The 24,502-nt window shown below is 65.0% G+C and carries 22 protein-coding genes; 11 read left to right on the top strand and 11 right to left on the bottom strand.

Annotated features, from left to right (window positions below):
* Window positions 1–107: 107 nt before the first annotated feature.
* From GGR00_RS13270 to GGR00_RS13260, 3 genes are all read right to left on the bottom strand, one after another.
* Window positions 108–278 (bottom strand): type II toxin-antitoxin system antitoxin, encoded by a 171-nt coding sequence (locus tag GGR00_RS13270; RefSeq protein ID WP_018428911.1) that lies wholly within the window; start codon window positions 276–278, stop codon window positions 108–110.
* Between the two features lie 123 nt (window positions 279–401).
* On the bottom strand, window positions 402–794 hold the full coding sequence (locus GGR00_RS13265) for a hypothetical protein (RefSeq protein ID WP_156381076.1): 393 nt from the start codon (window positions 792–794) through the stop codon (window positions 402–404).
* Between the two features lie 223 nt (window positions 795–1,017).
* Complete coding sequence (locus tag GGR00_RS13260; RefSeq protein ID WP_184699664.1) at window positions 1,018–2,220, bottom strand: pyridoxal phosphate-dependent aminotransferase; 1,203 nt, start codon at window positions 2,218–2,220, stop codon at window positions 1,018–1,020.
* 278 nt (window positions 2,221–2,498) lie between these two features.
* Here GGR00_RS13260 and GGR00_RS13255 point away from each other — a divergent pair, with 278 nt between their 5' ends.
* From GGR00_RS13255 to GGR00_RS13245, 3 genes are all read left to right on the top strand, one after another.
* Window positions 2,499–3,404 carry an EAL domain-containing protein gene (locus GGR00_RS13255; protein ID WP_055970323.1) on the top strand — a complete coding sequence of 302 codons (906 nt, stop codon included), beginning with the start codon at window positions 2,499–2,501 and terminating at the stop codon, window positions 3,402–3,404.
* Window positions 3,404–4,243 carry an EAL domain-containing protein gene (locus tag GGR00_RS13250; protein ID WP_184699663.1) on the top strand — a complete coding sequence of 280 codons (840 nt, stop codon included), beginning with the start codon at window positions 3,404–3,406 and terminating at the stop codon, window positions 4,241–4,243. The genes GGR00_RS13255 and GGR00_RS13250 overlap by 1 nt, the downstream gene beginning before the upstream one ends.
* Before the next feature lie 104 nt (window positions 4,244–4,347).
* Window positions 4,348–4,959: a glutathione S-transferase family protein gene (locus tag GGR00_RS13245; RefSeq protein ID WP_184699662.1), complete on the top strand. Its 612-nt coding sequence runs from the start codon at window positions 4,348–4,350 to the stop codon at window positions 4,957–4,959.
* Window positions 4,960–5,256: 297 nt separating this feature from the next.
* On the opposite strand, the gene GGR00_RS13240 is transcribed toward GGR00_RS13245, so the two are convergent.
* Window positions 5,257–5,466 (bottom strand): cold-shock protein, encoded by a 210-nt coding sequence (locus GGR00_RS13240; protein ID WP_055970634.1) that lies wholly within the window; start codon window positions 5,464–5,466, stop codon window positions 5,257–5,259.
* Window positions 5,467–5,848: 382 nt separating this feature from the next.
* On the opposite strand from GGR00_RS13240, the gene GGR00_RS13235 reads away from it, so the two are divergent.
* Complete coding sequence (locus GGR00_RS13235; RefSeq protein ID WP_184699661.1) at window positions 5,849–6,178, top strand: hypothetical protein; 330 nt, start codon at window positions 5,849–5,851, stop codon at window positions 6,176–6,178.
* An 80-nt stretch (window positions 6,179–6,258) separates the two neighbouring features.
* Here GGR00_RS13235 and GGR00_RS13230 read toward each other — a convergent pair whose 3' ends face one another.
* The gene (locus tag GGR00_RS13230) at window positions 6,259–6,846 is read right to left on the bottom strand and encodes a methylated-DNA--[protein]-cysteine S-methyltransferase (RefSeq protein ID WP_184699660.1); all 588 of its coding nucleotides are present in this window, start codon (window positions 6,844–6,846) and stop codon (window positions 6,259–6,261) included.
* A 173-nt stretch (window positions 6,847–7,019) separates the two neighbouring features.
* Here GGR00_RS13230 and GGR00_RS13225 point away from each other — a divergent pair, with 173 nt between their 5' ends.
* From GGR00_RS13225 to GGR00_RS13215, 3 genes are all read left to right on the top strand, one after another.
* Window positions 7,020–8,051 (top strand): lytic transglycosylase domain-containing protein, encoded by a 1,032-nt coding sequence (locus tag GGR00_RS13225; protein WP_246441360.1) that lies wholly within the window; start codon window positions 7,020–7,022, stop codon window positions 8,049–8,051.
* A 3-nt stretch (window positions 8,052–8,054) separates the two neighbouring features.
* The gene (locus GGR00_RS13220; protein ID WP_343065547.1) at window positions 8,055–8,555 is read left to right on the top strand and encodes a GNAT family N-acetyltransferase; all 501 of its coding nucleotides are present in this window, start codon (window positions 8,055–8,057) and stop codon (window positions 8,553–8,555) included.
* Between the two features lie 87 nt (window positions 8,556–8,642).
* Window positions 8,643–10,289 carry a peroxidase family protein gene (locus tag GGR00_RS13215; protein WP_184699659.1) on the top strand — a complete coding sequence of 549 codons (1,647 nt, stop codon included), beginning with the start codon at window positions 8,643–8,645 and terminating at the stop codon, window positions 10,287–10,289.
* Window positions 10,290–11,294: 1,005 nt separating this feature from the next.
* Here GGR00_RS13215 and GGR00_RS13210 read toward each other — a convergent pair.
* Window positions 11,295–11,876: a TetR/AcrR family transcriptional regulator gene (locus tag GGR00_RS13210; protein ID WP_184699658.1), complete on the bottom strand. Its 582-nt coding sequence runs from the start codon at window positions 11,874–11,876 to the stop codon at window positions 11,295–11,297.
* A 257-nt stretch (window positions 11,877–12,133) separates the two neighbouring features.
* On the opposite strand from GGR00_RS13210, the gene GGR00_RS13205 reads away from it, so the two are divergent.
* Together GGR00_RS13205 and GGR00_RS13200 are read left to right on the top strand one after the other, a co-directional pair.
* Window positions 12,134–12,961, top strand: a complete 828-nt coding sequence (locus GGR00_RS13205; protein WP_055970312.1) for an alpha/beta fold hydrolase — start codon at window positions 12,134–12,136, stop codon at window positions 12,959–12,961.
* A 25-nt stretch (window positions 12,962–12,986) separates the two neighbouring features.
* Entirely contained in the window at window positions 12,987–13,406 is a 420-nt protein-coding gene (locus tag GGR00_RS13200) for a VOC family protein (protein WP_055970311.1), read from the top strand.
* Between the two features lie 115 nt (window positions 13,407–13,521).
* Here GGR00_RS13200 and GGR00_RS13195 read toward each other — a convergent pair whose 3' ends face one another.
* The 4 genes from GGR00_RS13195 to GGR00_RS13180 form a co-directional block, all read right to left on the bottom strand.
* Window positions 13,522–13,887 (bottom strand): hypothetical protein, encoded by a 366-nt coding sequence (locus GGR00_RS13195; protein ID WP_244487734.1) that lies wholly within the window; start codon window positions 13,885–13,887, stop codon window positions 13,522–13,524.
* Between the two features lie 276 nt (window positions 13,888–14,163).
* The gene (locus GGR00_RS13190) at window positions 14,164–14,538 is read right to left on the bottom strand and encodes a hypothetical protein (RefSeq protein WP_055970309.1); all 375 of its coding nucleotides are present in this window, start codon (window positions 14,536–14,538) and stop codon (window positions 14,164–14,166) included.
* A gap of 391 nt (window positions 14,539–14,929) precedes the next feature.
* Complete coding sequence (gene carB / locus GGR00_RS13185; protein WP_055970307.1) at window positions 14,930–18,424, bottom strand: carbamoyl-phosphate synthase large subunit; 3,495 nt, start codon at window positions 18,422–18,424, stop codon at window positions 14,930–14,932.
* A gap of 243 nt (window positions 18,425–18,667) precedes the next feature.
* On the bottom strand, window positions 18,668–19,009 hold the full coding sequence (locus GGR00_RS13180; RefSeq protein WP_055970306.1) for an ArsR/SmtB family transcription factor: 342 nt from the start codon (window positions 19,007–19,009) through the stop codon (window positions 18,668–18,670).
* 145 nt (window positions 19,010–19,154) lie between these two features.
* Between GGR00_RS13180 and GGR00_RS13175 the strand changes: the two genes are divergently transcribed.
* Window positions 19,155–20,327: an MFS transporter gene (locus tag GGR00_RS13175; RefSeq protein WP_184699657.1), complete on the top strand. Its 1,173-nt coding sequence runs from the start codon at window positions 19,155–19,157 to the stop codon at window positions 20,325–20,327.
* Between the two features lie 27 nt (window positions 20,328–20,354).
* Here GGR00_RS13175 and GGR00_RS13170 read toward each other — a convergent pair whose 3' ends face one another.
* Window positions 20,355–21,701, bottom strand: a complete 1,347-nt coding sequence (locus GGR00_RS13170; RefSeq protein WP_184699656.1) for an Nramp family divalent metal transporter — start codon at window positions 21,699–21,701, stop codon at window positions 20,355–20,357.
* Between the two features lie 213 nt (window positions 21,702–21,914).
* On the opposite strand from GGR00_RS13170, the gene GGR00_RS13165 reads away from it, so the two are divergent.
* Window positions 21,915–24,476: an AMP-binding protein gene (locus GGR00_RS13165; protein ID WP_184699655.1), complete on the top strand. Its 2,562-nt coding sequence runs from the start codon at window positions 21,915–21,917 to the stop codon at window positions 24,474–24,476.
* The last annotated feature ends 26 nt before the right edge of the window (window positions 24,477–24,502 follow it).

The raw sequence follows: 24,502 nt of genomic DNA, 5'->3' as shown, positions 1-24,502 counted from the left end.
GGGGGCCTGTGCTGGCGCCCGGCGCTGTTCGCAGGCGGAAAGCTGCTTGCGGATGCTGCCCGGCGGCACGATTGGCGCCGCCGGGCCGTTTGTCCGGCAAGGCGGGCTCAGGCGGCCCGCTCTTCCTTCTCGACGAGGTAGCCGCGGTCGCGGAGCCACCTTGCGATGATGATTTCGACCATCGACGACACCGAGCGGTGATCGTCCTTGGCCGCCTTGACGAGCGCTTCCTTGAGATCGCGTTCGATACGGAATCCGAGTGGGTGAGTCTTAGACATGACAATTCCTGAGACTTGTCGGGACGTGCAGTCCCGTGGGAGGACGACCGGCAAGCTGCGACGAGCCTATGAATGTGTCGCGTATTGTCCGGTCATGCGGCGCAGGTGGGGCGCGTTGCGCCGTCAGGCCTGGGCTGGCGGGGCGCGGGGTGCGCTCGTTCGTGCGCGCAGGAAATTGAAGGGCGAGCCAGCCGGCGAGGCGGCGCTGTCGATGGCCGCGATCGGCAGGCCGTGGCCGGCCCGAAGCAGGCCGCTGTCGTCGGCGCCGTCGCAATTGCCTTCGGCCATCGGGACGCACGAATCGCCCCAGGCCAGAAGTGCGAAAGGATCTGCGGGTTCCGTGTAGGGCACATCGCCGACGGAAAGCTGAGGACTTTCGTCTTGATTGCTGAAATGCGCCTGACTCGATGCAACCGAGGCCGAAAGGGCAGCAAAAACGGTCAACAGCAACAAGAACAAGTGCGTGAGCAAACTTGTGCTCCTTCGCCCCTGCTGCTGCTGTCTATGCTGATACAATTGCTGCCTCTGGACGCCTCTGCACACCGCCGCCTGCCGCGGCGGATATAGTTACTTTAGATTAACAGAGTTCAGGCCGGAACGGCAATATGCAAATGTATAACAGCGTATGAGAATCGAAGATTCTTGCCGGCAGCCGCATGACAGTTTCGGTCGATTCGCGCAGCCGGCAAAGAAAAACCCGGCCGGAGCCGGGTTTTCCAACAGTCCGATACGGCCGGGCTCAGACGAGAGAGGCGGTAAAGCGCTGGATGCGCGTGCAGGCCTCTTCGAGGGTCTTTTCCGAGGTGGCGTAGGAGATGCGGAAATTCGGCCCGAGGCCGAAGGCCGATCCGAACACCACTGCCACGCCTTCGGCTTCGAGCAGTTCCGAGCAGAAAACCTCGTCATTGGTGATGACGGTGCCGGCTTGCGTCTTCTTGCCGATCAGCCCGGCGCAGGACGGATAGACGTAGAACGCGCCTTCCGGCGAGGGGCAGGTGATGCCGCGCGCCTGGTTGAGCATCGACACGACGAGGTCGCGGCGGGCCTGGAAGATCGCCTTGTTCTTGGCGATGAAGTCCTGCGGGCCGTTGAGCGCCTCCACCGATGCCCACTGGGCGATTGTGCAGGCACCCGAGGTCTGCTGGCCCTGGATCATGTCCATCGCCTTGATCAGCTGGATCGGGCCGGCGGCATAGCCGATGCGCCAGCCGGTCATGGCATAGGCCTTGGACACGCCGTTCATCGTCAACGTGCGGTCATAGAGCGCTGGCTCGACCTCGGCGATGGTCTTGAAAACGAAGTCGCCATAGGTCAGGTGCTCGTACATGTCGTCGGTCAGCGTCCAGACATGCGGATGCTTGAGCAGCACGTCGGCAATGGCGCGCAGCTCGGCCTCGGTGTAGGCCGCGCCTGACGGGTTCGACGGCGAGTTCATCAGCAGCCACTTGGTCTTTGGCGTGATCCTGCGCTCAAGTTCCGCGGCGGTCAGCTTGAAGCCGTTGTCGATGCTCGTCTCGGCAAACACCGACGTGCCACCGCAGATCGCCACCATCTCGGGATAGCTAACCCAGTAGGGACGGGGGATGATGACCTCGTCGCCCGGGTTCAGCGTCGCCATGAGGGCGTTGAACAGGATCTGCTTGCCGCCGGTGCCGACGATGGTCTGCTCCGGCTTGTAGTCGAGGTTGTTCTCGCGCTTGAACTTCCTGGCGATCGCCTCGCGCAGCGGGACGATGCCGGAAACCGGCGGATACTTGGTCTCGCCGCGGCGGATGGCTTCGATCGCCGCGTTCTTGATATTGTCGGGGGTGTCGAAGTCCGGCTCGCCGGCGCCCAGGCCGATGACGTCACGGCCCGCATTTTTCAGCTCGCGCGCTTTCTGCGTGACCGCGATGGTCGCGGAAGGCTTAACGCGGGAAAGGGCATCGGCAAGAAAGGCCATGTCTTCAAGTCTCCGGTTCGGAAAAGGCGCGGTCGCGCGCCGCTTTGCGCGCCCGACGGAACGCGCGGCGCTGTAATGTCGCATGACGCAAGGAATCGCAAGCATATTGACGTCGCGGGCGTACCGGATCTGCTGGGCCAGGGACGTGGTGAAGCTGTGCATAAGCATGCGGCTGCCAGCCGGTGGGTCAAGTTTGAGACATTCCGTTAACCGGCGATCAAATCTTCGATGAGATTTTGGCGAAGCAAATTCGCAGTATTCCGGAAATAGGACGGACCGTGTCGAAGAGCATCGGGCTCGCCCATATCATCCGGCACGACGACGGTTCTGCGACCGGAGTCTGGGGCGTGCACGCCCTGCACAGCGCGTTCCAGCCGATTTTCGCCTTTCAGTCGGGGCGTTTGCTGGCCACGGCCTTCGAAGGGCTGATCAGGCCGTTTCGCGGTGCCGACGCGGTTCCGCCGGGCATGTTCTTCGCCGTCGTGGACGGTGCCGAGCGGCTGCAGGTCGAGACCCTGACGCGGACTCTGCATTTGCTCAACGCCGCGGCGTTCGTGCCCAGGTCCGCATCGATCTTCATCAATTTCGATCCGTCGGTGTTCCTCGACCGCTCGATTTCGGAACACGCGCTGCGCGACATGCGTCAGGTTCTCAACGAGACCGGAATCGACCCGCGCCGCATCGTCTGCGAAGTGACCGAGAAGAAGCCCGCCTCGGAAGAGGCGCTGTTCGATTTCGTCCGGGCCCTCAAGGCAAACGGCCTGCGCATCGCCGTGGACGATTTCGGTTCGGCCGAATCCGACATCAAGCGAATCCGCGACATCAAGCCCGACATCGTCAAGTTCGATGCCCACTGGATCAGCCGTCTGATGGAATCCGGCGCAGGGTTCGCGCTGCTCAAGGAGATGGTGGCGAACTTCGAGGAGAAGGGGATCCGCACCGTCTTCGAAGGGCTCGAGGAAAGCTGGCAACTGCAACTGGCCGAGCGCTCCGGTGCCTCGATGGTGCAGGGGTTCGTGCTGGCGATGCCGGAGATCGTGCCGGCGGATTTTTCACATTTCGAACCGGCGGCGCCCGTGGCTGCCGGCAAGCAACAGGGGTCCCCGGCTGCAGCCGGAGACGCTGGCCCGCTGGCAGGCAGCGCGCCGAGACCAGGCCGAAGCTTCGGCAAAAGGACTTCATGATGAGTGACGGGTTTTTCGGGTTTGGAGCACTGCCGGCGGATCTGGCTGCCAGGATCATTGCCGACGAGGTCGGGCTGGAGTTCGGCGTCCATGGCGATTTTCGCCTGCGCTGCGCCATGCAGCCGATCTTCCGCCATGAGCAGGGCCGGCTGACGCCGGTGGCCGCCGATGCGCAGGTCGTGCCTTATCTCAAGGGCCAGCCGGTGGCGATGCCCGAATTCCTGGCCGGGGTGGCTGCCGAAGATCGCGCGATCGTCGGACGCATGATCGAAGTGCTGCCGCTCGCCAATGTCTACAACATCGGCGTCGAAGGCATTTCGCTGCTGTTCCGTCATGACGGACGCGGTGGCAGCGAAGCCATGGCGGACCTGCGTTTCATGGTGCAGCGCCTTGTGGACGAAGGTTTCGACGTGTCGCAGCTGATCTGCGAAATCGATGGTGTCGACGAAAACCTTGCCTACGCCTTGCGCGGGCTGGGCCTGCGTGTCGCACTTGGTCATCACGGGGCAGGGCAGCCGGATGCACATGCAGCCGCTCGGGTGAAAGCCGACATCGCCAGGCTCGATCGGGCGTCGTTCGAGCGATTCTGCGCCGACGCCGCGACCGGCAGGCTGTTGCGGCCAGTGGTCTCGGAGTTCAAGGCGCAAGGGGTATCGGTGCTGGTCGAGGGCATCGACAGCGAAAGCCGCCTTGAAATCGCCCTTGGTGCCGGCGTCGACCTTTTCCAGGGCGACCTGCTCGAGCCGGCCATGCTGGTCGGCAGCGTCTTTGCGGACGGGCCGCGCGAGATGTCGCAATATCGCCGTGGCGCGTGTGTCGTCGTTCCGCTGTTTGGCTGATTTCAGGCGAAACATCACAAATGCTGATGTTTCGGTGCAGAACAAATCGCTGGTTTGACGTTTCTGTGCGGCGATAATCGCGATCGAACAAAGGGACGAGCGCGATGATCACGATCTATGGAATGAGCGACAGCGGCAACAGCTACAAGCCGCGCCTGCTGATGGCCAAGCTCGGCCGGCCTTTCAGGCATGTTGAAACCAGCTCGCGCGACGGCTCGACACGCTCGGCCGCCTACCTCGCCAAGAACGCCAACGGCAAGGTGCCGTTGCTCGAGCTCGAGGACGGACGCTTCCTGGCCGAGTCCAATGCGATCCTGCTGCATATGGCCGAAGGGACCCGGCTGCTGCCGACCGACGCCTACGAACGGGCGCTGGTCTATCAGTGGCTGTTCTTCGAACAATACAGCCACGAACCCTACGTTGCCGTTCGGCGTACGATGTTTCTCTATCCCGAGCGTGCCGCCCAGGTGACGCCGGAACGGATGCAGGCGTTGCTCGACGGCGGCAACAAGGCGCTCGGCGTGATGCAGGTGCAGCTTGAAAAGACGCCATTCCTGGCAGGCGCTGCGATCAGCGTCGCCGATATAGCGCTCTATGCCTACAGCCATGATGCCACCGTCGGCGGCTATGACCTGGATGCTTTCCCCGCGGTGAAGGCCTGGCTTGCCCGCGTGGCGGGGGACGAGGGGCATGTGCCGCTCACCTGGCTGCCCTGACCGCCAGATCCGGAACGAAAAAGGCCCGAAGATCCGATCTTCGGGCCTTTTTCTTGTGTTGCGCTCAGGTGTTGCGGAAGGGCTTCCGCGACTTGAAGCCTGTTTGCGAAAAACAAAAAGGCGGGGTGTAACCCCGCCTTCCGCTGTCAGCAGCTGATCCTGGTTCCTTTGGCCCGAGGCTCACGGCAATCTGCCGCATCGTCCTTCAGGTCTTGGTTCCGGCGCGCTTGTGGCGCGGCCGCCAGTACATCCGTGACTTGCTACGCAATCGGAGCTTTCGCTCCCGCGCGCCTTAAATCAGACTGCCTTGAGAGCTCCGGCAGACGAGCGGCCCGTACGACGGTCCTGCTCGATCTCGAAGCTGATCTTCTGGCCATCGGCCAGCGAGCCCATGCCCGAACGCTCGACAGCGGAGATGTGGACGAATACGTCCGCGCCACCTGCGTCGGGCTGAATGAAGCCGAAGCCCTTGGTTGCGTTGAACCACTTAACGGTGCCAGTTGCCATTGCGATAATCCTTGTCGTCTGCAGTTTGGTCTTGATCAAGCTATGTGCCCGACCCGTGATATCGAAATTTTGGAGATAGACGTCTGCAAACGCGAGAGTGTCGCGGGGCACGGATCTGTCGGCCGAAATATCAACGTGAGCGATATACGGGCAATTGTCGCTCGACGCAAGCCCTTCCTGAAGCGGCATGCTTGAAACCGGCCTCAATAGTCATGCAACCATGGCGGGCGAAAAGTGTTATATTGCTTGGCGTTACCGCGTCGTGGCATTGGAGGAAGCGCAAGCCGCGCCGCAGTTTCTTGTATCGTCGCATGATCCGGAACCCGATCCCGTCGTCGGGCTCATGCATGAGTGTCGCTGCCGAAGTCTTCGGAGATCCGTCATGAAAGCCATTCTGCTTGCCGTTTGCCTGACCCTGGTCGCTGCCGAGGCCCAGGCCGTCTCGCGCTACATTTCGACCAGCATGAGTTGCGCCCAGGTGCAGGGCGCCGTACGCGGCGAGGGTGTGGCGATCCTGCGCTGGACCTCGCCGACCTCGGGCGTGCCGCGCTACGACCGCTATGTCAGGAACGATCGCTTCTGCCCGTCGGGCCAGGAGGCGCGGCGCGCCTATGTGCCGACCGCCGATGCCAGGTCCTGCCCGGTCTACAACTGCAAGCAGATCGAGCGGGACCGCTTCTTCTTCAAGCGCCGGCTTTTCCCGCACAACTGACTTGTGCTGCGGGCCAGTTCCGACCCGTTCCGAATGGGCCGCGTCCGGTCATGCCATGACATTCGGCTGCCGCGTCGTTCCTAAAAGCCGAACGACGCTTGCGCTGCCGGCGGCGGGCCGACGCGCACGCCTTCCAGCACCAGCATTCGTTCCTTCATCACCGAGCCGCCGGTCGCCGAGAAGCCGCCGATCTTACCGCCGGCCGCCAGGATGCGGTGGCAGGGGATGACCAGGGGGATCGGATTGCTGCCGAGTGCCGCACCGGTTTCGCGGAACAGGCCCTTATGCCCGGCCTTCTCGGCCAATCCGCCATAGGTGGTGGTTTCGCCGTGGCGCAGGTTTCTCGCCGCGGCGTAGATGTCGCGGCGGAACCCGTCGACACCGGCGAGATCGACGGGCACGCCGGAGAAGTCGATGTCGGCGCCGTCGGCATAGCGCCTGACGTCGGCGACGAGGGCCGCGATCCATGCCGGGGCAATCTGGTCGGCGTTGGCATTCGCGGCGTCCGTGCCGGCGAGCCGCAACAAGCGCCGCTCGGCTGCCGCGTGGGTTTTTTCGGGCAGGCAGACGCGGGTCAGGCCAGCATCGCTCCAGGCGAGCGCCATGAAGCCGAGCGACGTTTCGAACACTGCGTGGCCGGGCAGGGGCAAGGAAATGGTGCTGTCCATGTCACTCCCTTCCGTGGAGGCATTTGCCGCCAAATCGGTACAAATCAGGAACATTTTCGCACGATCTGCGGCCCTATGCCACCCGAAAACCGCATTCGCCTGTGGATTGCCCGGGCGGGAGCCTTCATGTAAGGAGGGTCGTACGGGACGAAATCATTAACCAGAGTGTGCATTTGCCGGCGATAAAGACCCATCTGCTGATCTCGGCGGCATTGGCGACGGCTCTGCTGTCGGGCTGCCAGACAAACACGGCGGCGCTCAGCACGGACCTTTCGACTGGTGCGGACGTGGCCCTGAGCGCCGATGCGAGTCTTGCGCCAACCGCCGGTTCCGATGCGGACCTCGTGCAGTCGGCCGACGCCGATTTCGCGCTGCCTGAAACCGTGACCGTGGTGCCCACATCCTTTGCCGCGGCCGAAACATCGCCGGCGACCGCCGCGCTCGAGATGGCCGCTGCTGCGCCCGATGCTGCCGACATCGCTGTCGCCGCTGCGGCGCCAGCTCCGGCACCCGGCGGCGAAGCCGCCACCACCGTCGCAGCCGCATCCGAAGCAGCCAAGACGCCTGCCGCGACTGCACCGGCGCCTGCCGTCGCCAAGGCGCCGTTCGATCCGATGAGCGCGCCGATGGCCGGCGGCGACATCGTCGTCGCTGCCAGCGATGCCAAGCTTTCCGGCGAGTTTCCGCCCGCGCCGACGCTTGCCGACTATGCCCTGCCGGCCAAGGCGCCGGTGCCGAAAAGCTATCAGGTGGCGTCGCTCGGCAATGTTGCGCCCGAAAGCTTCGCCGCATCGTCCTATGCCGCGCCTGACAGCCCGGCGCTGGCTTCGCGCGGCAAGGTCGACGAGCTGATCGCCAAATATGCCGCGCTGTACGAGGTGCCGGAGCGCCTGGTGCGGCGCGTCGTCAATCGCGAGAGCACCTTCAACCCGCTGGCCTACAACAGGGGCCACTGGGGGTTGATGCAGATCAAGCACGCGACGGCGCGCGGCATGGGCTATGACGGCCCGGCCAACGGCCTGCTCGATGCCGAGACCAACCTGAAGTTCGCCGTCAAATACCTGCGCGGCGCCTTCATGGTGTCCGACGGCAACGAGGACATGGCCGACAAGCTCTACCAGAGCGGCTACTACTACCACGCCAAGCGCAAGGGCCTGCTCGACGAGACGGGCCTGGGCCGCGACCGCGTGCGCCACCGCGGCTGACGCGTGCCCCGGCCGCAAGGTGACAACGACGTTCGCCTGCGCAAGGTGCTGGGCGGCGACCTCGATACCCCGCAATGGCCCGATGGCTTCGTCATGCGGACGTTCCAGGCGTGCGATGCCCGGCCGCTGCACGATCTGCTCGAACTTGCCTTCGACGACGGCCTGAACGGCCCGTTCGACGTCTGGTGGCCGAGGCTCGCCGACGACGCCGAGTTCGATCCCGGCCTGTGCTTCCTCGTGCATGAAACCGGCGGGCGGCTGGCGGGTGCCGCGCAATGCTGGGCTGGCGGCTTCGTCAAGGATCTTGCCGTGCATCCCGACTTTCGCGGCAAGGGCATTGCCGAGGCGCTGATGCGGCAGGTGTTTGTAGCCTTTTCCGCGCGTGGCGCGAGCCATGTCGACCTCAAGACCAACCGCTTCGGCAACGCCGCCGCCTATCGGCTCTATCTCCGGCTCGGCATGGTCGAGGTCGACTGGTCGGGGGAAATGCAATCTATGGTATAAATCAATTGATATATACCATCGTAGATTGCGAGAAATCGCGATCGGCATTACGCTGCTCCCTTCACGCCAGTCAGGGGAGGCACTTTCATGGCCGGGCCGAATCTCAGGCAGCGCATCGGGCATGGTTTCGTCAGCCGGCAGGTGCTGGCCGAAAACGCTGTGATTGCCGCAGCCCAAGTGGCGCCGGCCGCAGCCTCGCCGCTGGCCGTCGGCGGCGCGCAGGGCGAGGCGTTCTTCGACTTCATGTTCGGCGAGCTGCGCGGCCAGGCGCTGACGGCCACCGACGACGACCTGCTCGCACTCGCCAGGGCGATGGCGGAGCCCGACCTTCCGGCCGGCGACCCGCGCCAGACGGCGCTCGACAATCCCGACATCCCCGCCGGCTTCACCTATCTCGGCCAGTTCGTCGACCACGACATCACGCTCGACCTGACGCCGCTGAGCGAGGCGATGGCCGACCCCGGGATGACGCGCAATTTCCGCACGCCGGGGCTCGACCTCGACTGCGTCTATGGCGCGGGGCCCGGGCCGCACCGCTTCCTGTTTGCGCGTGCGCCGAACGCCGATGGCGCCATGGTCGACACGCCGAAGCTCCTGCTCGGGGCCGCCGAGGTGTCGGTCGAGGGCCCCGACCGGCCCGGCCAGCAGGTGCCGCAGCTGCCCAACGACCTGCCGCGCAACGCCCAGGGCGTGGCGCTGATCGGCGACCACCGCAACGACGAGAACCTGATCGTCGCGCAGATCCACCTCGCCTTCCTGAAGTTCCACAACGCCGTGGTCGACCATCTCAAGGGCACGGTGGCCGACGACAGGCTGTTTGCCGAGGCGGCGCGGACGGTGCGCTGGCACTATCAGTGGATGGTGCTGCACGACTGGGTCGAGCGGCTGACCGAGACCGGCATCGTCGCTCGGATCCTGCATGAGGGCCGCAAATTCTACCGCTTCAGGACCAAGCCGTTCATGCCATGGGAGTTTTCCGGCGCCGTCTACCGGCTCGGCCATTCGATGGTCAGGCCGCGCTACAACCACAACCGCATCTTCCGCACGCCCCAACCGCATCTCGCCGAAGGCACCTTCAACTTCTTCTTCCGCTTCACCAACCTGTCGGGCGGGCTCGACAGCGGTACGCCGGGGCAGGGCACCTTCCCGAGCAACTGGGTGATCGACTGGCGACGCTATTTCGAGCTGCCGGCGCCGGACGCCATCAAGGCCGAGTTCAACCAGTCGCGCCGGCTCGATCCGCTGCTGGCCGGCGAGCTGCACCGGCTGCCGGGCGCGGCCGCAGGTTCCGCCGCCGCCAGCCTCGCCTTCCGCAACCTCAGGCGCGGGGTGCAGATCGGGCTGCCCTCGGGCCAGGCGGTGGCCGCGCTGATGCGCCAGAAGATCAATTTCGATGCGATCTCGCCGGCCGAGATCGCCACCGGGCCGGACGGTGCGGTGGCGAAGTCGCTCGGCTTCGACGCCCGCACGCCGCTCTGGTACTACATCCTCAAGGAGGCCGAACTGCGCGGCGAGGGCAAGCGGCTCGGCCCGGTGGGCGCGCGCATCGTCGCCGAGGTGTTCGTCGGCCTCGTCCAGGGCGACGCGGGCTCCTATCTCTCCGATCCCGCATGGAAGCCGGACCTGCCGGCGGCGGTGCCCGGCACGTTCTTCATGGCCGACCTTTTGAGCTTCGTGGCGGCGTGGGAAAGCCCCGGCCAGCTGGACAAGAGCCTGAACCCGGTGGGGGATTGAGGGCAGCCCGCTCAATGGCGGGGAGAACGCAACTTGCCGTTCTTGGAGTTCCACGTTGCCCCGCTCTGGCCTGCCGGCCATCTCCCCCACAGGTGGGGAGATTGGCAGCGTCGAAGCCCCGCTCATCCTGCAACCCCGGCGATTGGCGAAGGTCGGCATGAGGACTGATCTCCCCACCTGAGGGGAGATGGCCGGCAGGCCAGAGGAGGCGCGAAAGCACGCGATTTCTTCAATACGTCGCACTCCTCCGTCGCCACGCTCGCTTTCGCGCCTGGCCATTGTCATCCTTCGACAAACCCATCCTTCGACAAGCTCATCCTTCGACAAGCTCAGGATGAGGGAAGTTCGGGAAGCGGGGCGCGGGGCCGAGCCTTCCGATAGTTTGATATGTGGCGCGACGTCCGCGCCCCGCCGGCGATTTCTGTTCCCGTCCGTTCCGCTTCCGGGGCCTAGGCATTTTCGCCCGTGCCCCCACTAGCGCATCGTCCAGCGCACCCGGGCCGTAGTGCCCGAAGGGGAACCCTTGGACGGAACCTCCCCGGACCGCGAACCACGTTAGCCCACGAGCGGAGGCGCCGGCTCCTCCCCGCATGCCGCCGTCGCGACCGGCGTTCCCGCGGGAGGAACTGGCGAGATTATGCGGGAGGGTTTGAGGGGGGTGGAAAAGCGGGACGGGATTTGGGGGTAAGATTGCTGACAGATGGTGACAGAGAGGCTTTTTGCGTTTGTGAAGCGCGAGAGGCAACTGGCCCGAACTGACTGTGCCGGCTCGAATGTGAACTGAACGGCTCTGCTTTACGTGCGACAACTCGCGTAACGGGTTGCGCGGTCCGGTAGATACTTCGGTCCCCTAATCTGACCGATGTGATCTTGCCAGGCGTTGCTGGCCGGCGCCTTGCCCGACGAGCGGCGCATGAACGATGACTCGAGTGCTGGCACCCGCGCGCCGCCAAGGCCTTGGACGGAATAGGTGTCCCGCAGGTCACCCAATTACACATCTACCTGTCACGAAACGTCGGCGACTTCTTTGTCGATAAGCCGAGCGACCTCGTCGATCGCATCAAGAAGCATTCGATCGTCATGGTGGGTCCTCGAGACGATCGAGCCGCCCTGAAAGACTGTTTGGGCGAGCAATGAAAGCGTCTTGGCGCGGTCCGACGTCAAGCCTGACTTCAGCAGCATCTCCTCCATAAGGCCCATCCAAGTGTCGAAAGCCTCGCGGCACAGATCAAGAAGAGCCGGCAGATCGTTTACCCCATCATGTATCAGCGGCGAGATCGGACAGCTCCGCTCATAGTTCGTGATTCTCATGAGGTCTGCGATGCGTTCGGAGATGGCTCTGAGCGCGGTGCCCGGGGTTTCGGCCTCGGCGATGGTCTTGGCCGTCGCCAGTGTGACTTCATCGACCGCGGCTCGGGTTGCTTCCAAGGCAAGCTGCCCCTTGCCGCCAGGAAAGTGGAAATAGAGCGAACCTCGTGGAGCGCCACTTTCTGCGAGGACGTCGTTCAGGCCTGTACCAAAGTAGCCACGCGACTGCAGGAGCCTCGTGGCGGCTTGCAGCATCCGGTCTTTCGTCAAGTTTGCCATAAGGGTTCCATACCACAATTGACGACATATGAAAACTGGTCTACAGAATATGTAGATCGGTCTACATCATTGCGAAACGGGGCGTGTCCGTTTCTGTCGTGCCAAGGAGCGAGGTGTCTGGGCACGATTTATTGACGCGAGATCAGCGTCGGACTTTTGGTTCATCCAGGCTGGTCTCGCGGAGCGTTGAAACGAGGAGGAGGAGACAATGGTCCGCGCTGCAACTCATTGCCGGGGTCCTGCTTGCAATCGGCCCCATGGTCGCACAGTCTGAACCTGTCGGCGCCCGCATCGAGGTCAACGGCATGCAGATGTACTACGAGACCTCTGGCGAGGGTGATCCCCTCGTAGTCCTGCACGGCGCCTATATGAACATTCCTACGATGGGCGAAATCATACCCGCCCTCGCTCGATCGCGCAGGGTCATCGCCGTCGAAATGCAGGGACATGGCCGTACGCCCGATATCGGCCGGCCCATAACCTATCCCAACCTCGCCGACGATATCGCTGCCTTCATGGATGCCGTCGGCGTCGATAAGGCGGACATCTTCGGCTATTCGATGGGCGCTGCTGTCGGACTTCAACTGGCAATCCGGCACCCCGACAAGGTCGACAGGGCCGCCTTGACGTCCATCGCCTACGATTTCAAGGGCTGGCACCCCGATTACCGGGCTTTTGTCCCGCAAATCGTCCCCGAACTGTTTGTCGGCACGCCGATGGAAGATGCTTATCGCGAGCTGGCGGCCGACCCGAAAGGCTTCCCCGCCCTCGTGGACAAACTGATCGCGCTCGAACACGAGCCTATGGCCTGGGAAACCGATGTGGCAAAGCTGAAGACGCCAATCCTCATCATTCAGGGTGATGCCGACATCGTCGACCATGCACATACCCTGGCGATGTTCCGGTTACTTGGTGGCGGCGTGATGGGTGACCAGGGCAAGCCCCTGCCGGAAGCACGCCTCGCCATACTGCCTGCGACCTCACACACCGCCATCATGGGCCAGGTCGAGTTGCTGCGCGCCCTGATCGAGCCGTTCCTCAATGGCGAAACGCCAAAGGGCTGGTTCGAACCGCAAGCTCAATGAAGCAAATTCTCAGTGGAGGACCACAATGTCGAAGACGATCTATATAAACCTGCCGGTGAAGGACCTGGCCGTCGCGACCCGCTTTTACCAAGCGATCGGATGCGAGAAGAACGAGCAGTTCAGCGACCACCAGTCGTCGAGCATGGTCTGGTCTGACACCATCACGTTTCAGTTGCTGGCGCATGACTATTTCTCAACCTTCACACCGAAGGAGATTGCCGACGCCCATGTGACGAGCGAGGTGCTGCTTGCCTTGTCCCGCAGCAGCCGAGAGCAGGTCGACTCCATGGTTGAGGCGGCGGCAGCAGCCGGCGGCAAGGCTGACGTTCGCGAGCGGCAGGACATGGGCTGGCTGTACAACCGGGTCTTCGAGGACCCCGACGGTCACGTGTTCGAAGCGCTGGCGGTCGACATGGCGGGAGCACCGGCCGAGATGCAAGGGTAGCCTGCTGCCAGCGAGCGAAGTTTCCAGACGACCATGTAGTCGGGACCGGTAATGCCGGCCGGCGCGATGCTCTTCGGGCGGAGGCAACTCTTCTTTTCGGACGAGGAGTGCCGGTCTAGCCGTTTGGCTTTATCCGCCCTTTCATCTCCAGCACCCACGCCCGCCCTTCATCCCCGCCCCACAACAGCCAGGCGATGTGGCCGGCTGAAGGGTTCTGTTCGTTGCCAAAATTCTTGCCGCGCTTGTCGATTTCGTGGCGGGCGAAGTAGCTGACCATGCGCTTGATGGTGTGGGGTGAAAGTTCGGTGCGGGCGACGAGCTCCTCGGCGCGGCCGACGCCGATCTCGGTGCCGCCGCGGCCGAATTTCTTTCGCAGCGCAAGGCCCCTGGCGGCGTTGTCGGCGACCACCTGCGGCGGGACCAGGCTAAAGCCCGACGCCTCGCGGCGGATTTCGTCGAACGGGTCGTAGGCGATGGGCATGCGGCGAATCCTGGCTGGCAGGGCAGGGTAGCCGGATGGACGCGGGATGGGGAGGGGCGCGAGGCGGCAATATCTTCTCCCCTTGTGGGAGAAGGTAGCCGAGTGAAGCGAGGTCGGATGAGGGGTGCTGGACGGAGCGGGGGCGTTTCGAGATTTCTCGCAATCCGGATTGCCTCCTGCGACCTCCCGTTTCTTCCAGCACCCCTCATCCGCCCCTTCGGGGCACCTTCTCCCACAAGGGGAGAAGGAGATGATCGCGATGGCCCACCCGTGGCCTCACTTCGAGGCGTAGATGGCGCACTTGCCTGTCGTCTTGACCTTGTATTTCTTGCCGACCGAATTGCAGTTGGCGAGGGCGCGCTCTTCGGCTGCCTTCTGTGTCGGCGCGTTGTAGGCGGGGCCGCAGAAGAAGGCTTCGGTGCTGCCCCTGTGGGTCTGTGCGTAGGCAGAATGCCCGGGCGCCGCGATATAGTCCTTGTAGACCTTCTGGCACGGGCCCGTGGTGTTTCCGAATTGCAGCGGATAGCGCTTGTCGCCTTCCTTGCCGGCCAGCGAGCCCTTGTCCCTGGCCATCGCCGCGTCCGGCACGGCCACAACCAGCAGTCCCGCCAGCACCGATGCCAGTGCCAGCCGCATAGTGTTCAGCTTCATTTTCAAATACTCCCCACCCGATAGAGAAGAGTTATCTGCAATCCATGCGTGTGGGAAGGTGGAGGTGAAGAAATAGCGCAGGGGATCGAAGCAAGCCGGCAGGACAATAGATGCTTGTTACGTAGCTCGCGTCAGGCCACGCCATGAGGCGTTGGGGGGTGTCGTCGCACGCAATGCGGGGGGCGAGCCGGGCAGAAGTGGCGGTTTGCCTGAGGTGTCGCGCTTCTTCGCACCCCCCTCTGGCGTGCCGGCCATCTCCCCCGCAAGGGGGAGATCAGCAGCTTGGGCGTCGCGCTTTACTCGGCGACGGCGGCAGCGCTTGCGCTGCCCCTCATCTGCCTGCCGGCATCTTCTCCCCGTAAACGGGGAGAAGAGAGCTGTGGCGACGCTTTTACTTGAAGTAGTCCTGCAGCGGGCGGACTTCGAGCGAGCCGGCCTTGAGGGCAGCGATGGCTTCGGCGACGGCGGCGGCACCTGAGAGGGTGGTGTAGTAGGGCACCTTCTGCATCAGCGTGGCGCGGCGGATCGACTTGGAGTCCGACACCGCCTTCTGGCCGTCGGTGGTGTTGAAGACGATCTGGATCTGGCGGTTGCGGATGGCGTCCTCGATGTGGGGGCGGCCTTCGAGCACCTTGTTGATCTTTTCGGCCGGCACGCCGTTCTCGACCAGGAAGCGCGCGGTGCCCGACGTTGCCAGCACCTTGAAGCCTAGGCCCGACAGGCGCTGGACGGCACCGAGGATGCCGGCCTTGTCCTCGTCGCGGACCGAGACGAACAGCGTGCCCGAGCGCGGCAGGTCGACGCCGGCGCCGAGCTGGGCCTTGGCGAAGGCGAGCGCGTAGTCGCGGTCGAGGCCCATGACCTCGCCGGTCGACTTCATCTCCGGCCCGAGCAGGATGTCGACGCCGGGGAAGCGGGCGAAGGGGAACACCGCTTCCTTGACGGCGATGTGGCCGGGATTGCGCGCGTCGGGCTTGGCGCCGTAATGGGCGAAGGCCTCGTCGAGGCTCTCGCCCGACATGATGCGGGCGGCGATCTTGGCGATCGGCTTGCCGACGGTCTTTGCCACGAAGGGCACGGTGCGGCTGGCGCGCGGATTGACTTCCAGTACGTAGATGACGCCGTCCTTGATGGCGTATTGTACGTTCATCAGGCCGCCGACATTGAGCGCACGCGCCATGGCCGAGGTCTGGCGCTCGAGCTCGTCGACGAGCTCGGTGGAGAGCGAGTGCACCGGCAGCGAGCAGGCACTGTCGCCCGAGTGGATGCCGGCCTCTTCGATGTGCTCCATGATGCCCGAGACGAAGGTCGCCTTGCCGTCGCAGAGGCAGTCGACGTCGACCTCGATGGCGCCCGAGAGATAGGTGTCGAACAAAAGCGGGTTCTTGCCGAGCAGGGTGTTGATCTGGCCGGTCTTGTCGTTGGGGTATTTCTGCTTGATGTCCTCGGGTACCAGGCCCGGCACGGTGTCGAGCAGGTAGGACTGCAGCATGCCTTCATTGTGGATGATCTGCATGGCGCGGCCGCCGAGCACGTAGGACGGGCGCACGACCAGCGGGAAGCCGAGCTCGCCGGCGACGGTGCGGGCCTGCTCGACGGAGTAGGCGATGCCGTTCTTGGGCTGCTTGAGGTCGAGCTTGTGCAAAAGCTTCTGGAAGCGGTCGCGGTCCTCGGCGAGGTCGATGGCGTCGGGCGAGGTGCCGAGGATCGGGATGCCGGCCTTTTCGAGCGCATCCGCCAGCTTGAGCGGGGTCTGGCCGCCGAACTGGACGATGACGCCGTGGAGCGTGCCGGCGGCCTGTTCGGCGCGCAGGATTTCGAGCACGTCCTCGGCCGTCAGCGGCTCGAAATAGAGCCGGTCCGAGGTGTCGTAGTCGGTCGACACGGTCTCGGGGTTGCAGTTGATCATGATCGACTCGTAGCCGGCCTCGCGCAGCGCATAGGCGGCATGGACGCAGCAATAGTCGAACTCGATGCCCTGGCCGATGCGGTTGGGGCCGCCGCCGAGGATGACGACCTTCTTGGCGGACGAGACCTGGGCCTCGTCGGCGAGGGCGCCGGCGAAAGGCAGCTCGTAGGACGAGTACATGTAGGCGGTCGGCGAGGCGAACTCGGCGGCGCAGGTGTCGATGCGCTTGTAGACCGGGTGGACGCCGAGCTTTTGACGGGTCTTCTGAACGGCTTCTGCCTCGGTCTTCGTCAGCGAGGCGAGGCGGGCGTCGGAGAAGCCCATCGACTTCAGCATGCGCAGGTTTTCGGCATCCTGCGGCAGGCCGTGCTCGCGGACGCGGGCTTCCATCGAGATGATGCCGGCGATCTGCTCGAGGAACCACGGGTCGATCTTGCACATGGCGTGCACGTCTTCGAGCGAGGTGCCCATGCGGATTGCCTGGGCGACCATGCGCAGCCGGTCGGGCGTCGGCGTGCCGAGGGCGGCGCGGATGGCATTGCGTTCGTCGCCATTGTCGCCGTCGGCGCCGATGCCGGGGATCTCGATCTCGTCGAGGCCGGTGAGGCCGGTCTCAAGTCCACGCAAGGCCTTCTGCAGCGATTCCTGGAAGGTGCGGCCGATGGCCATGACCTCGCCGACCGACTTCATGGCGGTGGTGAGCACCGGCGAGGCGCCGGGGAATTTTTCGAAGGCGAAGCGCGGGATCTTGGTGACGACGTAATCGATCGACGGCTCGAAGGAAGCGGGCGTGGCACCGCCGGTGATGTCGTTCTCCAGCTCGTCGAGCGTGTAGCCGACGGCGAGCTTGGCGGCGATCTTGGCGATCGGGAAGCCGGTCGCCTTGGAGGCGAGTGCCGAGGAGCGCGAGACGCGCGGGTTCATCTCGATGACGACGAGGCGCCCATCTGCCGGGTTGACGGCGAACTGGACGTTGGAGCCGCCCGTCTCGACGCCGATCTCGCGCAGCACCGCGATCGAGGCGTTGCGCATGATCTGGTATTCCTTGTCGGTCAGCGTCAGCGCGGGCGCGACGGTGATCGAGTCGCCGGTGTGCACGCCCATCGGGTCGATGTTTTCGATCGAGCAGATGATGATGCAGTTGTCGGCGCGGTCGCGCACGACCTCCATCTCGTATTCCTTCCAGCCGAGCACCGATTCCTCGATCAGGACTTCGGTGGTGGGGGAGGCGTCGAGGCCGCTTTGTACGATGTCGAAGAATTCCTGGCGGTTGAAGGCGATGCCGCCGCCGGTGCCGCCCATGGTGAAGGACGGGCGGATGATGGCGGGCAGGCCGACATGGTCGAGCGCCTGGGCGCCGATCGCCATGCCGTGATTGATGTAGCGCTGCTTGCGGTCGCCTTCGCCGAGGTTCCACTGGGTTTCGAGCGCGTCGAGTGCTGCGTCGAGATTGGCCGGGTTCTCGGCCTTCAGCGCGGCGCGCTCGGCTTCGTGCTTCTTGCGGTCGGCATCCTTGACCTCGGAGGCGTTGGCCAGCATCGACTTGGGCGTTTCGAGCCCGATCTTGGCCATGGCTTCGCGGAACAGCGAGCGGTCCTCGGCCTTGTCGATGGCGTGCGCGTCGGCGCCGATCATCTCGACATTGTAACGTTCGAGCACGCCCATGCGGCGAAGCGACAGTGCCGTGTTGAGCGCGGTCTGGCCGCCCATGGTGGGCAGCAGCGCGTCGGGGCGCTCCTTGGCGATGATCTTGGCGACGACTTCGGGCGTGATCGGTTCGATGTAGGTGGCGTCGGCCAGCTCCGGGTCGGTCATGATGGTGGCCGGGTTGGAGTTGACGAGGATGACGCGGTAGCCTTCCTCCTTCAGCGCTTTGCACGCCTGGGTGCCGGAGTAGTCGAACTCGCAGGCCTGGCCGATGACGATGGGACCGGCGCCGATGATCAGGATGGACTTGATGTCGGTGCGTTTTGCCATTGTGTACGGTCCGTCAGTAGGCCTGCGCGAAGAACCGGGACGGGGCGATGCCCGGGCCGGTGCGCAAGTGAGATTCAAGTATCAGGCTAGGCGCGCCTTATAGGGGAAGGACGGGGAGGGGGGAACCCCGAAAATAGCATTTAAGCCATTGTAGACAGGCAAGAATGCGGCCAGCAGCGGGAAGCTCGACGCGCCATGCCGGTTCGGGGCGTCGCGACCGGCGTCCGGCGCCCGTTTCCCGGGTCAGCCGTCGTCCTTGAGCCGTTCCAGGAGAGGCAGGTCGCGCGCGGCGGTGACGATCGAATCGAGCAGGCCCGGAAAGCGGCTGTCGAGGTCGCCGCGGCGCAGCGAGATCAGCCGGCTGGTGCCGGAAACCTCGGTCTTGGTGATGCCGGCCTCGCGCAGCTTGGCGAGGTGGTAGCTGAGATTGGTCTTGGAGCCGAAATCGAGAAACTGGCCGCAACTCATCGCCACGCCCTCGTTGCGGGCGAGATAGCCGACGATGGCGAGCCGCGTCTGGTCGCCAAGCACGGCAAGCACGTTTGCGAGGCTGATCTGGTCGGGATTGGGATGCGGCAATGACATGGTGCGAAGCTAGCTATGCTGTCCGGTCGGTTCAAGGTTGGCGCCGCCTGCTGACATGACGATGGCAAGAGCGCGTTCGAGGCAGATTGACATGACGCTACGACAAGTTCAATAGTTCAACGAATTTTGAACTAAGGACAGCGTCATGGACAAGCGCCTTATCTGGCTGGCGGTCGGCTCGTTTGCGATGAGCACCGTCGGCTTCGTGTTCTCCAGCCTGCTGCCGGCGATCGCCGGCGATGCCCATGTCTCGGTGCCCTTCGCCGGCTACCTGATCATGGCGTTTTCGCTCGCCTACGCCGTCGGCGCGCCAGTGCTGTCGGCGCTGGCGGGCGAGGTCGACCGCCGCCGCGTGCTGGCGGCGACGATGCTGGTGTTCGTGGCGGGCAACGTCATTGCCGCCATGAGCTCGTCCTTCGGCGGGTTGCTGGTGGCGCAGGTCGTGATGGGCATGGCGGCCGGGCTCTATGCGGCGACCGCGCAGGCGACAGCCGTGTCGCTGGCAGGGCCCGAGCATCGGGCACGCGCGATCGCCGTCGTTGTCGGCGGCACGACATTCGCGGTGGCGCTGGGTGCGCCGGCAGGGTCGCTGATCGCGACGATGTGGGGCTGGCGCGGCACCTTCCTGGCGATTGCGCTGCTCAGCATTTCCTGTGCGGCGATCCTGTGGGTGCGGCTGCCGCGGGGATCGCGCGGCATCAAGCTGACGCTTGGCGAGCGCTTCACCGCCATAGCCCGGCCCGGCATCCTGCCGTCGCTTCTGGTGACGCTGCTTTATCTCGCCGGCGGTTTCACGGTGATCTCCTACATCGCACCGCTGGCGCTGGAAGGGGCGGGGCTGCCGGCCATCGCCCTGCCGGGCATGCTGCTGGCCTTTGGCGCCGGTGCCGTCATCGGCAATCTGTCGAGCGGCTATCTTGCGGACCGGATCGGCGCGACACGCATGGTGGTGCTGTCGCTGTTGATGTCGTCGGGCTTCTGCCTGGCGATTGCACTGACGCTCAAGCTGCTGCCGCACCACATCGCCGGGCCGGTGCTGATCGGGCTGATGGTGCCGTGGGGCATCATCGGCTGGGCTTTTCCGCCGGCGCAGGCGAGCCGCATCGTCGGTTTCGCGCCCGAGGTGGCGCACCTGACCCTGTCGCTCAACGCCTCGGCACTCTATTTCGGCATCGCCTTGGGCACAGTCATCGGCGGACGCGTGCTGGAGTTCGCCCGGCCGTCCGATCTCGGCCTGGTGGCTGCGGCGTTCCCGCTGGTGGCACTTGCGGTGCTCGTCTTGTCGCGGCGGTCGGCACCGGTGGTGGTGGCCCGCTGATTTGCCGAGCATTGGCTGTCGTGCCGATCAGTTCAGGACGAAATCGACCAGCAGCTTGACGTTGAGGGCGGCGATGACGACCGCGATCAGCATGGCCAGGGCGATCAGCCAGCGCGGGGCGACAAGCGCGCCCATCTTCTTGCGGTCGGCGGTGAACAGGACCAGCGGGAAGACGGCGAAGGAGAGCTGCAGGCTGAGCACGACCTGGGTAAGGATCAGCAGACGCGCCGTGCCGCTGTCGCCGTACCACATGGTGACGGCCGCGGCCGGTACGATGGCGATGCCGCGGGTGACCAGGCGGCGCAGCCATGGCGGCAGCTTGATGTGGAGGAAGCCTTCCATGACGATCTGGCCGGCGAGCGTCGCCGTTACCGTCGAATTGATGCCGCAGCAGAGCAGCGCGATGCCGAACAAAGTGGGGGCGATGGCGAGTCCGAGCAGCGGCGCGAGCAGCGAATGGGCCTCGCCGATCTCGACGATTTCGGTGCGGCCGGTGGAATAGAAGGCGGCCGCGGCGAGGATCAGGATCGAGGCGTTGATGAGCAAGGCGAACATCAGCGCGATCGTCGAATCCCAGGTCGCGAACTTCAGCGCCTGGCGCTTTTCGACCAGCGTGTTGCCATAGGCGCGCGTCTGCACGATGCCGGAATGCAGATAGAGATTGTGCGGCATGACGGTGGCGCCGAGGATGCCCAAGGCGAGATAGAGCATCTCGGGGTTGGTGACGATCTCGGTGGTGGGCGCAAAGCCAACTATGACCGCGCCCCAGTCGGGGTCGGCCAGCGCCACCTGGATTGCGAAGCAGACGGCGATGACGCCGAGCAGCGTGATGATGAGCGCCTCGACCCAGCGGAAGCCGAGCTTCTGGAGATAGAGGATGAGGAACACGTCGAGCGCGGTGATGATGACGCCGATCTCGAGCGGAATGCCGAAGATGAGGTTGAGGCCGATGGCCGTGCCGATGACCTCGGCGATGTCGGTGGCGATGATGGCGACTTCGGCGAGGAACCACAGCACATAGGCGACGGGACGCGGGAAGGCGTCGCGGCAGGCCTGGGCGAGGTCGCGGCCCGAGGCGATGGCGAGGCGGGCGCAAAGCGACTGCAGCACGATCGCCATGATGTTGGAAACCAGCGCCACGAACAAAAGCGTGTAGCCGAACTTGGAGCCGCCGGCGATCGAGGTCGCCCAGTTGCCGGGATCCATGTAGCCAACGGCGACGAGATAGCCGGGGCCGACGAAGGCGGCTGCCTTGCGCCAGGTCGGGGCGTCCTTGCTGATGGCGATCGAACGATGGACGTCGGAGAGCGATCCTTCGCCTCGCGCCGTCCGCCAACCCTCGGTGTCTTCGGCCGGCCGGGTGTAGGAGTCCACTCGATGTTCCTAATCGCAGTTGCAAGTCATTTGCAAGAATAGCGAAGGCCGGCGTTTTGGCAAGCCCTCGTGCGACGTGTTCGCGCAGCCACACGCCTTCCGGCGACGGGAAACATTAGCTATGTGAAAAATAGTTGATGCAAAAAATCAGGAATAACGCTATCGGCTCGCGCGTTCAGGGACCGCGAAGGGGCGGTCGGGGGCGAGCGAAGAATGGATTTCCTGCAGAAACTGGCGGCGCATGGCGAACGCCCGGCCCTGATCTTTCCGGGCCGGCCCGCGATCAGCCATGCCGAACTGGCGCGCCGCGCCGCCGGGATGGCCGCCGGTTTCGGCAACGGCCGCAAGCTGGTGGCGATCGAGGCGGCGAATTCCGAGCACGCCATCACCGCCTATGTCGCGGCCCGCGCAGGCGGGCATGCAGTGGCGCTGATCGCGCCCGGCGAGGCGAAGGCCATTGCCGATTTCGAAGAAGACTTCCGTCCCGATGTGAGCGTGCGGCTGGTCGACGGGCGCTGGCGCCTGATCGAGCACGAGCGGGCAGGGGAGGCACTGCATGGCGACCTCGCCGTGCTGCTGGCGACATCGGGCAGCACCGGCAGGAGCCGCCTCGTCAGGCTGTCGCGCACCAACATCAACAGCAATGCCGAGGCCATCGCCTGCTATCTCGGGCTGGAGACCGACGACCGGGCGGCGCTGATCCTGCCGTTCCACTATTCGTATGGCCTGTCGGTGCTGAACTCGCACCTGGCGGTCGGCGCGAGCGTGTTTGTTTCGGCGAAGGGCGTGACCGAAAAGGGATTTGCCGATGACCTGCGCGCGGCCGAAGTCACCAACATCAGCGGCGTGCCCTATTCCTACGAGCTGATGCAGAAGACCGGGTTTCGCCCCGAGCAGCTGCCGTCGCTGCGTTTCATGACGGCGGCGGGCGGGCGGATGCCGGTCGAGCTGGCCGAGAGCTTCCGGCGCAAGCTCGATGCCTCGGGGCAGCAACTGTTCCTGATGTACGGCCAGACCGAGGCGGCAGCCCGCATCGCCTATGTGCCGCCGCAGGCGCTTGCGGCGAACCCCGACAGCATCGGCATCGCCATTCCGGGCGGGGAACTGTCGCTTGTCGGCGAAGACGGCGCGAGGATCGACGGCAGCGGCGCGGCGGGCGAGCTCGTCTATCGCGGGCCGAACGTGATGATGGGTTATGCCGAGGGCAGGGCCGACCTGGCGCGCGGCGCCGAGGTGGATGAGCTTCGCACCGGCGATCTGGCCGAACGCTGCGACAACGGCTTCTTCCGCGTCGTCGGACGGCTGAAGCGCATGTCGAAGATCGCCGGCCTGAGGATCGGCCACGAGGCGGTGGAGCATGCGCTGGCGCGCCATGGCATCGTTGCGGCGGTGACGGGAGACGACCGGCGCCTGGTGGCGGCGTTCTCGTCCGGCCAGGCGCCCGAGGCGGTGTGCAGGCTGATGGTCGAGGCCAGCGGCCTGACGCCGCTGCATGTCGAGGCGGTAGCGGTCGAGGCGCTGCCGCGGCTGTCCAACGGCAAGGTCGACCATCAGGCGGTGGCGCAGCGGGCGCGGCAGGCGGCGAAAGCCGATCCGGGAATCATCGAGGCGTTCAGGCGCGCCTTCTATCCCCGGCAGGTGGCGCCGACGGACAGTTTCGAGGCACTGGGCGGCGATTCCCTGCTGTTCGTGCAGCTGTCGCTGACGCTGGAACGCAAGCTGGGCCGCATTCCCGAAGGCTGGGAGAAGATGCCGGTGGGGGCGCTGGCACGGCTCGGACGCCAGACCGGCGGGCTGCGCGTGGTCGATTCCGAACTCTTGATGCGGGCGATGGCGATCCTGCTCGTCGTGCTGCACCACGCCACGCTGTGGCCCATTCCCGGCGGGGCAGCGGCGCTGGTGATGCTGGTCGGCTACGGGCTGGCGCGCTTCCATGGCGCCGCACTGATGCGCGGGGAGACGACGCGGCTGCTCAAGGCGCTGGCCGGCAACCTGGCGATCTATGCGCCGATCGTCGCCGCCTATTCGATCGCGCGCGGCGAGGTGCTGTGGCCGTCGGTCTTCCTTCTGGGCAATCTCGGCATCTTCGATCCCAAGCACATGCTGCCTTATCTCTACTGGTTCGTGGAGGCCTATGCGCAGGTCATGCTGATCGTCGCCGGGCTGTTTTCGCTGCCGGCGGTGCGGCGGCGGGTGGCGGAGAACCCGTTCGGCACGGGCATGGCGGCGCTCGTCGTGACGGTGGCGATCAAGTTTTTCGCGCCCAAGGTCTGGGCGGTGGGGGCGGTGCAGATCTTCACCGTGTCGGACGTGTTCTACCTCGCCGTGTTCGGCTGGTGCATCTTCCATGCGCGGACGGCGCGGCAGCGCATGCTGGTGATGGGGGCGGCCGTGATGGCATTTCCCGTCATGGCCTATTGGGGCGGCAACTGGACCGGCTCCTGGGTCAAGTTCATGCTGCAACTGGCCTGCGTGGCGATGCTGCTCTACCGGCCGCGGGTGGCCGTGCCGAAGCAGGTCGCCGCGCTGGCGCTGCCGGTGGCGGCGGCGGGCTACCACATCTACCTGTTCCATCGCCTGGTGCCGGAGCTTCTGGCGCCGCAGTTCAAGGCGCTTGCGTCGTGGCCGGTGGCGACGGCGCTGACCGTGGCGGTCGGCATGCTGACGGGGATCGCGGCGTTCCATGGGCAGAAGGCGGTTGCCGCCTGGCTGTCGGCGCGGCGCAGCCGACGGGCGGATACGGCGCTGGCGGTGCAGGCGGCGCCGGCGGAATAGGCCGATCCAGCCGGCTCGATGAAACC

Source organism: Aminobacter aganoensis, from assembly GCF_014206975.1.
Classification (GTDB): domain Bacteria; phylum Pseudomonadota; class Alphaproteobacteria; order Rhizobiales; family Rhizobiaceae; genus Aminobacter; species Aminobacter aganoensis.
The sequence above is the reverse complement of the archived record's forward strand: the minus strand, read 5'-3'. Positions and strand labels throughout refer to the sequence as shown.